16 protein-coding genes and 2 tRNA genes are annotated in these 12329 nt (G+C 70.3%); 7 read left to right on the top strand and 11 right to left on the bottom strand.

Annotation, left to right across the window (positions count from 1 at the left end; translation table 11 throughout):
* Positions 1–138: 138 nt before the first annotated feature.
* Positions 139–612, bottom strand: a complete 474-nt coding sequence (locus tag ACT3UL_RS09310) for a MarR family winged helix-turn-helix transcriptional regulator (protein ID WP_444577966.1) — start codon at positions 610–612, stop codon at positions 139–141.
* 198 nt (positions 613–810) lie between these two features.
* Between ACT3UL_RS09310 and ACT3UL_RS09305 the strand changes: the two genes are divergently transcribed.
* Complete coding sequence (locus tag ACT3UL_RS09305) at positions 811–1284, top strand: hypothetical protein (RefSeq protein ID WP_444577965.1); 474 nt, start codon at positions 811–813, stop codon at positions 1282–1284.
* Positions 1285–1511: 227 nt separating this feature from the next.
* Here the strand turns inward: ACT3UL_RS09305 and ACT3UL_RS09300 are convergent.
* Positions 1512–1585, bottom strand: a tRNA-Lys gene (locus ACT3UL_RS09300).
* 187 nt (positions 1586–1772) lie between these two features.
* On the opposite strand from ACT3UL_RS09300, the gene ACT3UL_RS09295 reads away from it, so the two are divergent.
* Together ACT3UL_RS09295 and ACT3UL_RS09290 are read left to right on the top strand one after the other, a co-directional pair.
* Positions 1773–2669, top strand: coding sequence for an NAD-dependent epimerase/dehydratase family protein (locus tag ACT3UL_RS09295; protein WP_444577964.1), 897 nt, complete (start codon positions 1773–1775; stop codon positions 2667–2669).
* Between the two features lie 25 nt (positions 2670–2694).
* The gene (locus tag ACT3UL_RS09290; RefSeq protein ID WP_444577963.1) at positions 2695–3111 is read left to right on the top strand and encodes a YchJ family protein; all 417 of its coding nucleotides are present in this window, start codon (positions 2695–2697) and stop codon (positions 3109–3111) included.
* Positions 3112–3280: 169 nt separating this feature from the next.
* On the opposite strand, the gene ACT3UL_RS09285 is transcribed toward ACT3UL_RS09290, so the two are convergent.
* Both ACT3UL_RS09285 and ACT3UL_RS09280 read right to left on the bottom strand, forming a co-directional pair.
* A complete protein-coding gene (locus tag ACT3UL_RS09285) occupies positions 3281–3739 on the bottom strand; it encodes a hypothetical protein (RefSeq protein ID WP_444577962.1) in 459 nt (152 codons plus the stop codon).
* Positions 3740–3858: 119 nt separating this feature from the next.
* Complete coding sequence (locus ACT3UL_RS09280; RefSeq protein WP_444577961.1) at positions 3859–4614, bottom strand: SDR family oxidoreductase; 756 nt, start codon at positions 4612–4614, stop codon at positions 3859–3861.
* Positions 4615–4751: 137 nt separating this feature from the next.
* Here ACT3UL_RS09280 and ACT3UL_RS09275 point away from each other — a divergent pair.
* The 3 genes from ACT3UL_RS09275 to ACT3UL_RS09265 all read left to right on the top strand — a co-directional run bounded on the left by ACT3UL_RS09275 (position 4752) and on the right by ACT3UL_RS09265 (position 6086).
* Positions 4752–4833, top strand: a tRNA-Leu gene (locus ACT3UL_RS09275).
* Between the two features lie 30 nt (positions 4834–4863).
* Complete coding sequence (locus tag ACT3UL_RS09270) at positions 4864–5547, top strand: histidine phosphatase family protein (protein WP_444577960.1); 684 nt, start codon at positions 4864–4866, stop codon at positions 5545–5547.
* A complete protein-coding gene (locus ACT3UL_RS09265; protein WP_444577959.1) occupies positions 5544–6086 on the top strand; it encodes a DUF4916 domain-containing protein in 543 nt (180 codons plus the stop codon). The genes ACT3UL_RS09270 and ACT3UL_RS09265 overlap by 4 nt, the downstream gene beginning before the upstream one ends.
* A 134-nt stretch (positions 6087–6220) precedes the next feature.
* On the opposite strand, the gene rdgB is transcribed toward ACT3UL_RS09265, so the two are convergent.
* The 6 genes from rdgB to clpS form a co-directional block, all read right to left on the bottom strand.
* Positions 6221–6859, bottom strand: a complete 639-nt coding sequence (rdgB, locus tag ACT3UL_RS09260) for an RdgB/HAM1 family non-canonical purine NTP pyrophosphatase (protein WP_444577958.1) — start codon at positions 6857–6859, stop codon at positions 6221–6223.
* 26 nt (positions 6860–6885) lie between these two features.
* The gene (rph, locus tag ACT3UL_RS09255) at positions 6886–7644 is read right to left on the bottom strand and encodes a ribonuclease PH (protein ID WP_343922303.1); all 759 of its coding nucleotides are present in this window, start codon (positions 7642–7644) and stop codon (positions 6886–6888) included.
* A gap of 86 nt (positions 7645–7730) precedes the next feature.
* Positions 7731–8528: an MBL fold metallo-hydrolase gene (locus ACT3UL_RS09250; RefSeq protein ID WP_444577957.1), complete on the bottom strand. Its 798-nt coding sequence runs from the start codon at positions 8526–8528 to the stop codon at positions 7731–7733.
* Positions 8525–9337: a glutamate racemase gene (gene murI / locus ACT3UL_RS09245; protein WP_444577956.1), complete on the bottom strand. Its 813-nt coding sequence runs from the start codon at positions 9335–9337 to the stop codon at positions 8525–8527. Before murI ends, ACT3UL_RS09250 begins: the two co-directional genes overlap by 4 nt.
* A 78-nt stretch (positions 9338–9415) precedes the next feature.
* Positions 9416–10048, bottom strand: coding sequence for a DUF2017 family protein (locus tag ACT3UL_RS09240; protein ID WP_444577955.1), 633 nt, complete (start codon positions 10046–10048; stop codon positions 9416–9418).
* Positions 10048–10371, bottom strand: coding sequence for an ATP-dependent Clp protease adapter ClpS (gene clpS / locus ACT3UL_RS09235; RefSeq protein WP_444577954.1), 324 nt, complete (start codon positions 10369–10371; stop codon positions 10048–10050). Before clpS ends, ACT3UL_RS09240 begins: the two co-directional genes overlap by 1 nt.
* A gap of 129 nt (positions 10372–10500) precedes the next feature.
* Here clpS and ACT3UL_RS09230 point away from each other — a divergent pair, with 129 nt between their 5' ends.
* The gene (locus ACT3UL_RS09230) at positions 10501–11880 is read left to right on the top strand and encodes a nicotinate phosphoribosyltransferase (protein WP_444577953.1); all 1380 of its coding nucleotides are present in this window, start codon (positions 10501–10503) and stop codon (positions 11878–11880) included.
* An 11-nt stretch (positions 11881–11891) separates the two neighbouring features.
* Here the strand turns inward: ACT3UL_RS09230 and ACT3UL_RS09225 are convergent, their stop codons facing one another.
* Complete coding sequence (locus ACT3UL_RS09225) at positions 11892–12263, bottom strand: hypothetical protein (protein ID WP_444577952.1); 372 nt, start codon at positions 12261–12263, stop codon at positions 11892–11894.
* Between the last annotated feature and the right edge of the window lie 66 nt (positions 12264–12329).

Genomic DNA, 12329 nt, shown 5'->3' with positions numbered 1-12329 from the left:
CAAAAACTATGCCCATTGACTTGCCAAAGCAAGTGATTTCGCCGAAGAGATCACCACCCATCGGCCCGGATGCGCCGATGAGGAGCTCCCGATCCGCGCCCTGGAGAGCAGTGGACGGACCTGCCGCCGGAGGGTACGTCAGCCGCCCGCCGCGTCCTCCCGCAGAACGGTGGCGAGACGCGACATCGAGGTCGACATCTGCCGACGCTGGGCGGCACTGAGCGGATCGAGCACAAGTCGCCGCACCTGGGCAGCATGCTCCGGGGCGGCCTCGACGAGCTTGCGACCACCCGCCTCGGCCAGAGAGCCGAGCGTGTATCGACCGTCCGCCGGATCGGGCCGGCGGGTGACCCACTCGCGACGCTCGAATCGATCCATCACCTTCGACAGGCGCGGGAGCGTGCTGTCGCACAGCGCGGCGAGCTCGCTCAGGCGCATCGTCCTCCCCTCCGCCATCTCCAGCCGGGCGAGCACGCCGTACTCGAAGTTGGAGATGCCGGCATCACGGCGCAGCTGACGGTCCAGGGCCGCCGGCAGGGCGATGACCACGGTGAGCAAAGATTGCCAGAGTTCCTGCTCGTCAGCATCGAGCCAGGGCGACGGAGTATCCATGTGCGGCATCGTACGACCCCGCAGGCAGGGTCCGCCGGAGCGCGCGCGGGTCCGACAGAATGACTTGCCTAAGCAACTCAACGGGTCTAGGTTCAACGTGCCGAGGAAACCCAGAAAGGGCTTCTGTTCTCCGCAGCATGCAGGTGCTGCTCCCACTGACCGCACTCGGACCATCACCGCCGACGAAGGGCACGCACCATGACGATCCACCCCGTTGCACGCGCCGACAACCACCCCCTCACCCCCACCCGCATCACCGGCCACGCGCCTGCGGCCGACCGCATCGGACGGGGCCTGCTGATCCTCTGCGCAGTGGCGACGCTGGCCGCGTTCGCTCAGGGGATCTCCATCATGACGACCGTGGCTCCCGAACGACTGATGTCCGAGGCGTGGCGGACGTTCGCCTATCTGGTCTTCGTCGGGCTCTTCCTCATGATCGCCGCCGCACCCCGCAGTCAGCGCGGCGCCTGGGAGCTCGTAGTCGGTCACAAGCTCGCGATCACCGTATTCGGCATCGCGGCGGGAGCCACCCCGGATGCACGTACGACCTGGACCATAGACCTCGGACTCGTGCTGGTGACCGCTGCGGCCTACGTCCTGTGCCGCGGCTGGCACGGCTGGCGCAGGAGCCAGCACTCCCCTGCTGGCACGACGGCCGCCAGTCTCGCCTGAGCATCGGAGGTTCTGACCACCTGATGAGCGCCTCGGAAGCTCGTCCGGCACTCCCCTGCCGCCCCTGACCGGCCACCGCGAAACGCTCCAGCACGGGCGCGGAACGGCTCCTCGCCACTCACCTCGTGTCGATCCGCGGCCCCTCACACACCTGGTCGCCCGAGGAGTCGGTCTGCTCCGGACACGACGAAGCCCCACCGGAGAACCGGTGGGGCTTCGAGTGTCGGTGCGCCATCAGGGATTCGAACCCCGGACCCGCTGATTAAGAGTCAGCTGCTCTAACCAACTGAGCTAATGGCGCCGAACAGGAAGAAACATTACCCCCCACCCTCCGAGTCGCCAACTCGAGAGGACCCTCTGTGAGCGAGCTGACAGAACGCCTCCCGTCCGCGGACCCGGCGGAGCAGGCGCGGCCGATCGCATAGACTTGCTCCTCCCAGGAAGTTCGACGCACGAGGGTCAGCAGGCCGTCGGCGAAGGAGGTCAGCGTGAGGATCGCGGTCACCGGTGCCACAGGCGTGCTCGGCCAGGAAGCTGTCGAGGCGCTCGTCGCCGCCGGGCATGAGGTCACAGGCATCACGCGACGCGATTCCGGGATCCCGATCATCGAGGGCAGAGGCGGCAGCGCCGTCGTGGCCGATGTCTTCGACGCCTCGGATCTCGCCCGCGCGTTCCGCGGATATGACATCGTCATCAATACCCTCGCCCATGTGCCTGTGGGGATGGCCGGGCTGCGCCCCCTCGCCTGGCGCGAGGACGACAAGCTCCATCTCGAGGCCTCCGTCGCGATCGCCAAGGCCGCGGCTCAGGCGGGCGTGGGCAAGCTCATCCAGGAGTCCTCGATCTACCTGTACCCGGACAACGGCTCCGAGTGGATCGGTGAGGACCTGCCGCTCAGCGTGCGCAACCAGGCGTTCCGGCCCCGTGTGGCCGAGATGCGCGCCGCCGTGGACTTCGCAGCCTCCGGTCGCAGCGCGGTCGTCCTGCGCCTCGGGCTCCTCTTCGGCCGTGATCCCCACACGACGCACGCGCTGAAGGCCACCCGCGCAGGTGACCCGATCCTGCTGGGCAAGCCCGAGAACTATGTGACGCTGCTGCACCACACCGACGCCGGTCACGCCTTCGTCGCCGCCCTCCGAGCGGACAGCGGCTTCTACAACGTCGGCGGCGAGCCGATCACCAAGGCCCGTTGGGCGAAGGATCTGGCGATGGAGGCCGGCGTCCCGAACCCCGCGAAGTTCTACCCGGAGATCACGCAGGCCATCGTCGGCACCCGGCTGGAGACGCAGCGTCGTTCCTTGCGGGTCTCCTCCGTGCGGTTCATGTCCGAGACCGGCTGGCGGCCGACGGTCGGCCCGTCCACGCCGGGCTGGTCCCGCCGCTGAGCTCCCCGCGCGGGATACTCGAGGGATGAGCACCCCGCACACTCCCCCGTCCGACGACACCCGGTGCCCCTGCGGGCGCGGGGACACCTTCGGAGCCTGCTGCGGCCCCGTGCTGCGCCAGGAGCGCCGCGCCGCGACGGCGGAAGCCCTCATGAGGTCTCGGTACACGGCGTTCGCCGTGAGGGACGTCGACCATCTCCTGAGGTCCTGGCACCCGCGCGAGCGTCCTGACCGCGACGAGCTCGAGGACTCTCTCGAGGACGGCACGCGGTGGCTGCACCTGTCCATCCAGAAGACCACCGCGGGTGGCCCCTTCGACGACACGGGCACGGTTGAGTTCACGGCGGTGGCACGCAGCCCGCAGGGCCGCCAGGAGCAGCACGAGATGTCCCGGTTCGTGCGGGAGGACGGCGTCTGGTACTTCGTGGACGGCGAGCTGTAGGAGCCGGCGCGCAGTAGGCACCGACGCGCTGTAGGCACCGACGCAATGTAGGCACCGACGCGCAGCAGGACCCGGCGAGCGACCATAGCGAACGGCGCCGGTCACCGAGGTGACCGGCGCCGTCGTACGCGCGATACGGGAGCTCTCCGCCGAGGAGAGTCCCGCGGGGTCAGTCGCTGGCCGCCCGGGCCTTCGCCGTGGCGAGGGCCTTGTCGAGCTCGGCCTTGGCCTGGCCGGCCGTGGCCTTCGCCTTCTGCGTCTGTGCAGAGGCCTTCTTGGAGGCCTTCTTCGAGGTCTTCTCGACGTTCTTCCTCGCAGCCTTCGCGGTCTTCGAAGGCCTCGCGGGCTTGTCGTCACCACCAGAGAGGGCGATCGCCGCAGCGATGCCTGCACCGATGAGCACCACGCCGATGACTCCGCCTGCGATCGCTATCGGGAGCGTCGAGGCGGGCTTGTCGTCACCGGCGTCGGAAAAACCCTTCACCGAACCGACGAGCTCGTTCTTCCACCGGGTCACCGCGTTCTTAGGGTTCACACGGTCGACCAGCTCGTCGATGTCCGACGCCAGGTTGTCCTGCCGCCGGTAGGCCTCGTCGCGCATGTCGTCCAGGCTGTTCTTCTTGGCCACCACTGCCTCCGGGTGTCGTCAGGGCTTGATCCCGCTGATCGTATCGCGAGCAGGAGGTCGCGAGGTGACCAGCCGGGAATCAGGCGGGAATCTGGGGTCGTCGGGCTGAACCGGTCGGTTCAGCCCTTGGTGCGTGCCAGGAAGTCGTCGGCGCCGCCCACGAGCTCGACGTGGCCGGTCTCGACGTCGGCCGTGGCCATCGCCGCCACCTCGGCGGCGAACTCCTCGACGGAGTACAGCTTGCCGGCAGCCTCTCGCCGCTCCTCGAGCGCACCGGGGCGCGCACGGTTCAGCAGCGTCGCGGTGACCGTGCCCTCGATCATGTCGCCGGAGACGACCACGAAGGAGACACCCTTCTCGGACATCTCGCCGATGCGAGCCGTCAGCGCCTCCTCGCCGGCGTGCTTGGACCGGGCGACCTGCTCGTACTCGGGCATGGTCTCGACCTTGTCGATGAAGTGCGCCTGGTGGCTGGTCACGAAGACCACACGGCCCCCGGTGGAGAGCCGCTCGAGGCCCGCCGTCAGCGCATCGTTCTGCGCGTCGCGGTTCAGACGCATCGCGTAGTCCTCGCCGAGGTCCGCCTCCATGCCGCCGGAGGCGTTCAGGACCAGCAGGTCCAGGCTGCCGAAGGTGTCGATGGCCGTCTGCATGAGGGTGTTGACGCCCTCGGCCTCGGTGAGGTCGGCGCCGACGGCGACGGCCCTGCCGCCCGCGGCCTCGATCTCCGCGACGACCTTCTTCGCGCGGGGGGCCTTCTGACGGTAGTTGATGACCACCGCGGCGCCCTGGTCGGCGAGCAGCTTCGCGGTGGCGGCGCCGACCCCTCGGGAGGAACCGGTGACGACGGCGGTCTTGCCTGCGAGGGCGCTCATGAGGGACTCCTGTGATGCTGGGGATCGGGAACGACGAGGTGGAGGCTGCGGTCGCCCAGGACGGGCGAGGTGCATCGCGCCACCAGCCCCACGAGCCTACCCGGAGCATCCGGCGGCTGCAGATAGGCTGGGCGGGCGCGCGAGTGGCGGAATCGGTAGACGCGCTGGATTTAGGTTCCAGTGCCCCAGGGCGTGAGGGTTCGAGTCCCTTCTCGCGCACGCACCATCCCCGTATCGAGGAGACGCTTCATGACGCTGTTCGGACTCGTCCGCCATGGGCAGACGGACTACAACCTGCAGAACCGCTTCCAGGGGTCCTCGGACATCCCGCTGAACGACACCGGGATCGCCCAGGCGCACGCCGCCTTCGACCAGCTCCCGCCCGTGGACTGGGACGTGATCGTCACCTCACCGCTGCAGCGTGCCGAGCAGACGGGCCGGATCATCGGCGAGGACCACGGCATCCCCTTCGGCGGTACCGATCCGCGGTTCGTGGAGATCGACTGGGGCTTCGCCGAGGGCAAGCCGGTCGGCGAGATGCAGGAGGCCTACCCGGACCGCTCCTTCCCGGGCCGGGAGGACCACCAGGCCGTCGCCGACCGCGGCTATGACGGCCTCGAGGCGCTCGAGGAGCGCTACCCGGGCAAGAAGGTCCTGGTCGTCGCCCACGGCACCCTGATCCGCTTCATCCTCTCGGGGATCATCGAGCAGCCCCTGCCCTCGATCCCGAACGCGACGCTGTCCCTCGTGGAGCTCGAGGGCACGACGTGGCGGGTCCGGATGATCGCCGGCGAGGACGTCGACCACGCCGTGAAGGTCGCCAGTCGCGAACAGAACCCGCGCTTCCACGTCGAGAAGGGCCAGCTCGCCCCCGCGCTGGCCGCGGCGGCCGCCGCCGACAGGGACGGCCGCTCCACCGAGGCCACCCGATGAGCCCCCGCACGGCAGTGGACACCGAAGGCTCCTGGTTCGAGCCCGAGCACATCGCGCAGCTCCGCCGTCACCTGCCCATCCCCTACCTGGACCTCGTGCCCGTGCGCACCGACGTGGACGGCTCCGTGGTCGAGGTGGGCCTGCTGCTGCGCGCCTCCGGCAGCGGCCAGATCGTGCGGGCGATCGTCTCCGGCCGGATCATGATCCACGAGACGATCCGCGAAGCGATCTCCCGCCACATCGACAAGGACCTGGGACCGATGGCGATGCCCCGCATCCCCGTCTCCCCAGTCCCCTTCACCGTCGCCGAGTACTTCCCCACCCCGGGGATCTCGCCCTTCCACGACGCGCGCCAGCATGCGATCTCGATGGCCTACGTGGTGCCGATCGACGGTGAGACCGCCCCGCAGGAGGACGCCCTGGAGCTGACCTGGTTCGGGATCGACGAGCTGCTCGCGGAGTCCTCCCCGCTGGACGAGATGAGCGGCGGTCACGACCTCATCGTGCGCCGGGCCCTCGCCCACGTCGGCGCCGCCTGAGAGGTCCGACGACCGGCGTCCCACGACGACGACTCCACGACTCGACGCCCCTGATCCGCTCGGATCAGGGGCGTCGTGCATCCCGGCCAGGGTCCAGGTCGGCGCTGGACGGATCAGTCGAGCAGCGGGGCCACTCAGTCGAGCAGCGGGGCCACGTGACGGGCGAGGGCGCGGAAGGCGACGCCTCGGTGGGAGATGGCGTCCTTCTCCTCGGGGCTGAGCTCCGCGGCGGTTCGCGCCTGGCCGTCGGGCCGGAACAGCGGGTCGTAGCCGAAGCCGCCCTCGCCGCGCCGTTCCCGCAGCAGGCGTCCCGTCATCTCGCCGCGCTCGACCACCTCGGTGCCGTCCGGGGCCACCAGCGCCGCCGCGCACACGAAGCGCGCGGCGCGGTGCGCATCGGGCACATCGGAGAGCTGGGCGAGCAGCAGGTCGTTGTTCGCCCCGTCGTCCCCGTGAGCTCCGCTCCAGCGCGCCGAGAAGATGCCCGGCGAGCCGCCCAGCACATCCACGGCGAGGCCGGAGTCGTCGGCGACGGCGAGCAGCCCGGTCGCCGCGGCCGCGGAGTGGGCCTTCAGCAGGGCGTTGCCCTCGAAGGTGACCGCGTCCTCGACCACGTCGGGCAGCTCGATGCCCGCCGAGGAGACGATCGATTCCGCCGCGAGCCCCGGCACGGCGGCGGTCATGATGCGCTGGAGCTCGTGGAGCTTCTTGAGGTTGTGGGAGGCCAGGATGATCCGGGCCCCCGCCGGGACGCTCGTGGTCCCCTCGTGCATCGCAGCAGGGTTCGACGCTGCTGGGTTCATCGCTGCTGGGCCAGGACGTCGCGCTGGATCGCGGCGAGCTGCTCGCAGCCTCCGGTGGCGAGGTCCAGGAGGGCGCCGAGCTCGGTGCGGTCGAAGGGGGCACCCTCCGCGGTGCCCTGCACCTCGACGAACGAGCCGGAACCGGTCACCACGACGTTCATGTCGGTCTCGGCATTCACGTCTTCGCGGTACTCGAGGTCCAGCAGCGGGCGACCCTCGACGATGCCCACGCTGATCGCGCTGACGGAGTCGGTGAGCACCTCGCGGGCGGCCGGGACGGCGGTGTGCTTCTTGCCCCAGGAGATCGCGTCGGCCAGCGCCACGTAGGCGCCGGTGATCGCGGCGGTGCGGGTGCCGCCGTCGGCCTGCAGCACGTCGCAGTCCAGCTGGATGGTGTTCTCGCCGAGGGCGTCGAGGTCGATGACCGCGCGCAGGGAGCGGCCGATCAGTCGGGAGATCTCGTGGGTGCGGCCCCCGATCTTGCCCTTGACGCTCTCGCGGGCGCCGCGGGTGTTGGTGGCGCGCGGGAGCATCGCGTACTCGGCGGTGACCCAGCCGGAGCCGGAGCCCTTCTTCCAGCGCGGCACGCCCTCGGTGAAGCTGGCCGCGCACAGCACGCGGGTGCGGCCGAACTCGATCAGGGCGCTGCCCTCGGCGTGGTCGAGCCAGTCGCGGGTGATGCGCACCTCGCGCAGCTGGTCAGGGGTGCGGCCGTCGACGCGGTCGCCGGTCGGGGTGGGGTTCTGGGTGCTCATGGAGCAGGTTCTCCTCGGTGTCGCTCAGGCGTACTGATCGAGGATAGCCGCCGGGCACCGGGCCCTCAGAACCCGGAACGCCGAACTCAGGCGGTGGCGTCGGTCCTGGTGGTGTCGTAGACCGCCTGGGGCACGGCGAGCTCGAGCGGGCCCGAGTAGACGCTGCGCGCCTCGGCGAGCGGCACCGCGGGGTCCGTCCACGCGGCGATGTGGGTGAGCACCACGCGCCCGGCGTTCGCGGTCACCGCGGCCTGCCCGGCGCGCAGGCCCGTCAGGTGCACGCCGGAGAAGCGGTCGTCGCGCCCCTCGATGTAGCCGGCCTCGCAGAGGAACAGGTCCGCGCCGGCCGCCAGCTCGTCGAGCGCCTCGCAGGCATCGGTGTCACCGGAGTAGGCGAGCACGTCGCCGCCTGCGGTGATCCGGAACCCGTAGGCCTCCACGGGGTGCAGCACCTCGCGCACCTGGATGTCGAACGGCCCGATCGTGAACCGCTGGTGGTCCTCGAGCGCGTGGTTCTCGAACGGGACGCAGTCCACGCCGTCCGGGATGTTCCCGGCGCGGCCCAGCACGGCGGCGATGCGGTCCGGGAGCGGCCGCGGCGCGTACAGGGGCAGCTGGGGCAGGTCGGTGCGCTCGTGGTACGCCCAGAAGACCTCGAGCCCCGTGACGTCGAGATAGTGGTCGGGGTGCAGGTGGGAGATGATCACGGCGTCGAGGTCCGCAGGATCGATGACGGACTGCAGCGGCCCGAACGCGCCGGAACCGAGGTCCATGAGCACGCGCCAGGTGCGTCCGCTCTCGTCCTCGTGCTCGAGGAGATAGCTGGAGGCGGCGCTGTCCGGGCCGGCGAAGCTGCCGCTGCAGCCGATGACGTGGATCCTCATGCCGTCACCACCGGCAGGCTCGTGGTCACATCGAGCATCGGGCCGAGGAAGCGGCGCGAGAGGCGCACGAAGGACTCGCTGTCGTCGCCCTCCGCCGTCTGCGCGAAGACGTGATGCGGCGGGCGCTCCGAGACGCGCAGCAGGGACTCTCCGCGCAGCTGGCGGTAGACGTCCAGGGCGGTCTCCTCGGCGGAGGAGACCAGCGTGACCTCCGGCCCCATGACATAGCTGATCGCGCCGGCGAGCATCGGGTAGTGGGTGCAGCCGAGCACCAGGGTGTCCACCCCGGCCTCCAGCACGGGTGCCAGGTACTCCTCGGCCACCTCGATGACCTCGTCCCCGGTGATCACGCCGTTCTCGACGAACTCGACGAAGCGCGGGCAGGCCTGGGTGAGGATCTGCAGATCGGGGGCCGCGGCGAAGGCGTCCTCATAGGCGCGCGAGGTGACCGTCCCCTCGGTGGCGATCACCCCCACCCGGCGATTGCGGGTCGCGGCGACGGCACGGCGCACAGCTGGCTGGATGACCTCGATGACGGGCACGTCGTAGCGCTCACGAGCATCGCGCAGCACGGCGGCCGAGGCGGTGTTGCAGGCGATCACGAGCATCTTCACGCCGTGGTCGACCAGGTTGTCCATGATGTCGAGCGTCAGGGAGCGCACGTCGGCGATCGATCTCGGGCCGTAGGGGCCGTGCGCGGTGTCGCCGATGTAGACCAGCTCCTCCTGCGGCAGCTGGTCGAGGACGGCCCGGGCCACGGTCAGCCCGCCCACCCCGGAGTCGAAGATCCCGATCGGCGCGTTGTTCATCCTGGTAAGGCTAGTGTCGTTTGCCGTCCGGGGCAGTGACAGCCCCCTCACTGGGTGCTGTTTCACAGTTCGCGGACATCAGTCCAGCGCACGCAGCAGGCTCTCCTGGAGCCAGGACAGCAGCTCGTACACGGCGATCACGATGTCGGACCCGACCTGATCGCCCTCCGGCTCCGCGGCCTCCTCCACCCGCTCCCCGATCTGCTGGAGCATCCGCACGGTGTCGAAGTCCCCGTCGCGCTGGAGATCGAGACGGTCCGCGAGCACGATGCGCACGTCGTTCAGGGCACGCAGCAGGGCGATCGCCTGGGCGTCGTCGAGCACGATCTCGCTGTGGCTCGGACCTGCCGAGTCGATGATCTTCAGGACCAGGGCGAGATCGGCGAGCTTCCCGTCGGCGAGATCCTGCTGGCCCAGCCGCCGGAACTCCCCTGCGAGCGTGGGGTCCTCGGACGCCGCGGGGAACAGCCGCTTCACGGCGGAGTCCGCGGGCTCGCGGGCATCGCGGCCGGCGAACTCGGCCTCGAGGCGGCGCAATGGATCGTCGCTCTCCGCAGCGCGCCGCAGCACGCCCGGATCGGCGTCGATCCCCAGGTCGGCGCGGATGAGATCCGCAGTCTCCTGGGCGACCTGGGCGATGATCGCCTTCTCCTCCCCGTCGAGCCGGCAGGCGAGGCTGCCGTCGGGGCGGCGTCGGAATGCGTGCGCCATCAGCCCTCCCCCGCTCTCTCCAGTGTCGCGTGCAGGCCGAAGGAGTGCATGGCCTGGACGTCGGTCTCGACGCGCTCACGGGAACCGCGCGAGACGATCGCCCGGCCCTCCTCGTGCACCTGCATCATCAGCTGCTCGGCGACCAGCCGCGAGTACCCGAAGTGACGCCGCAGGACGAAGACGACGTAGCTCATGAGGTTCACGGGGTCGTTCCAGACCACGGTGCACCAGGGGCCGCTGGTCCCGACGTCCTCCTGGACGGCTCCGGCAGGATCGGTCAGCGAGGCCGTCCCGGGATCAGCCCGCCGCAGCTCCACCGGCATTCGTGCTCCTCCTGTGTCCCGCCGCCCGCCGTCCCATGACAGGTGACATGGTCCTCGGCGATCGGCCCGGTCGAGTCTACGGGGCGCGTCCGTCACTCGGTCGGCCCGGCACGCATTACCGTGGGCACTGTGACTTCTGCCCTGCTCACCGACCTCTACGAGCTGACGATGCTGCACGGTGCCCGCGAGGCGGGCACGGCATCGCGACGCTGCGTCTTCGAGGTGTTCACCCGTTCTCTCCCCGAGGGTCGCCGCTACGGGGTGCTCGCCGGGACCGGCCGCGTGCTCGACGCGATCGCCGACTTCCGCTTCGACGACGCCGACCTGCGCTACCTGCGCCGGTCCGGGATGCTCGACGAGGAGACTCTCGACCATCTCGCGGCGTACCGCTTCACGGGGGACGTGCACGGGTACGAGGAGGGCGAGCTGTTCTTCCCGAACTCGCCGGTGCTGCGGATCGAGGGCACCTTCGAGGACGCGGTGATGCTCGAGACCGTCGTGCTGTCCATCCTCAACCACGACAGCGGCATCGCCTCGGCGGGATCGCGGATGATCACCGCCGCCCGGGGCCGTCCCTGCATCGAGATGGGTGGGCGCCGGGTCCACGAGGACGCCGCGATCGCCGCCGCCCGCGCGGCCTACATCGTCGGCTTCGACTCCACCTCGAACCTCGCCGCCGGCGCGCACTATCGCATCCCGGTCGCCGGGACCGCGGCCCACGCGTTCACGCTCCTGTTCGACACCGAGGAGGAGGCCTTCCGCGCCCAGATCGCCTCCCAGGGTGCGGGGACCACCGTGCTGGTGGACACCTACGACGTCGCGACCGCCGTGCGCACGGCGGTCGAGATCGCCGGGCCGCAGCTGGGCGCCGTGCGCCTGGACTCCGGGGACCTCGGGGTGCAGGCCCACGAGGTGCGAGCCCTGCTCGACTCCCTCGGCGCCACGGGCACGCGGATCACCGCCACCGGCGACCTCGACGAGTACCGCCTCGAGGAGCTCACCGAGGCACCGCTGGATGGATACGGCATCGGGACGCGCCTGGTCACCGGCGGCGGTCATCCTGCCCCCGGCTTCGTCTACAAGCTCGTCGAGCGCGAAGGGTCAGACAGGACGATGCACCCCGTCGGCAAGCGGTCCCAGGACAAGGCCACGCTCGGTGCCGGCAAGGCCGCTTACCGCACGATCGTGGGTGATCGTGCCCATGCGGAGCTGGTGCTGCCGGGCGAGGAGGAGGTCGCCGAGTTCGAGCGGGAGCTGATCGCCGAGCTGACCTCCGGCCAGTCGAACCCCGACTGGAAGCGGACCTCGCTGCGGCCTCTGCAGAGGCCGCTGATCCTGGCCGGCAGGCCGGTGCAGGACCTGCGGGCGCCCGACGTGGTCGAGGCGGCGCGGAGGCGTCATGCCGCCTCGGTCGCCGAGCTGGGCCTGTCCCCCGACGACGGGCCCGACGGTCCGGTCGCGATCCCCACCGTCACCGACGGCGCCGAGGCCGCACGCGTGCTGAGCTGAGCGGAGTCGCCTCAGGTGCTCCGCAGCTGGATGGTCCCGGGGGCACCAGCACCCGGGTGGTCCCCACGCCGGTCCGGCAGGATTCTCCTGTGCACCGTGATGGCTCCACCGATCCCGGCGAGGAAGGGGACGGCCGCCATCGGATCACCGACGCGGAGCCCCACCAGAGCGATCCCGCCGATGCACAGCACGAGTGCGGCGATCGCGACCTGACGTCGTGCCGAGGCGCTCCAGGCCCGAGGCGTCGCCGCGGCAAGAGCCAGGGCGATTCCCATCCCGAGCACCATGCAGGTGTAGATCCACCCCGTCCGCGGGAACATCGCCCAGGCGATCAGCGGTGCGCTGATCAGCACGATCGCCGGCCACACCCGATGGAAACACATAGGGGCCCCTCGCTCGACTCGGTCGACGTCGACTCGGTCGGCGCCGCTCTCCCCCATCGACCCTAG

It is taken from the genome of Brachybacterium sp. 107 (assembly GCF_052379725.1).
GTDB lineage: Bacteria > Actinomycetota > Actinomycetes > Actinomycetales > Dermabacteraceae > Brachybacterium.
The sequence above is the reverse complement of the archived record's forward strand: the minus strand, read 5'-3'. Positions and strand labels throughout refer to the sequence as shown.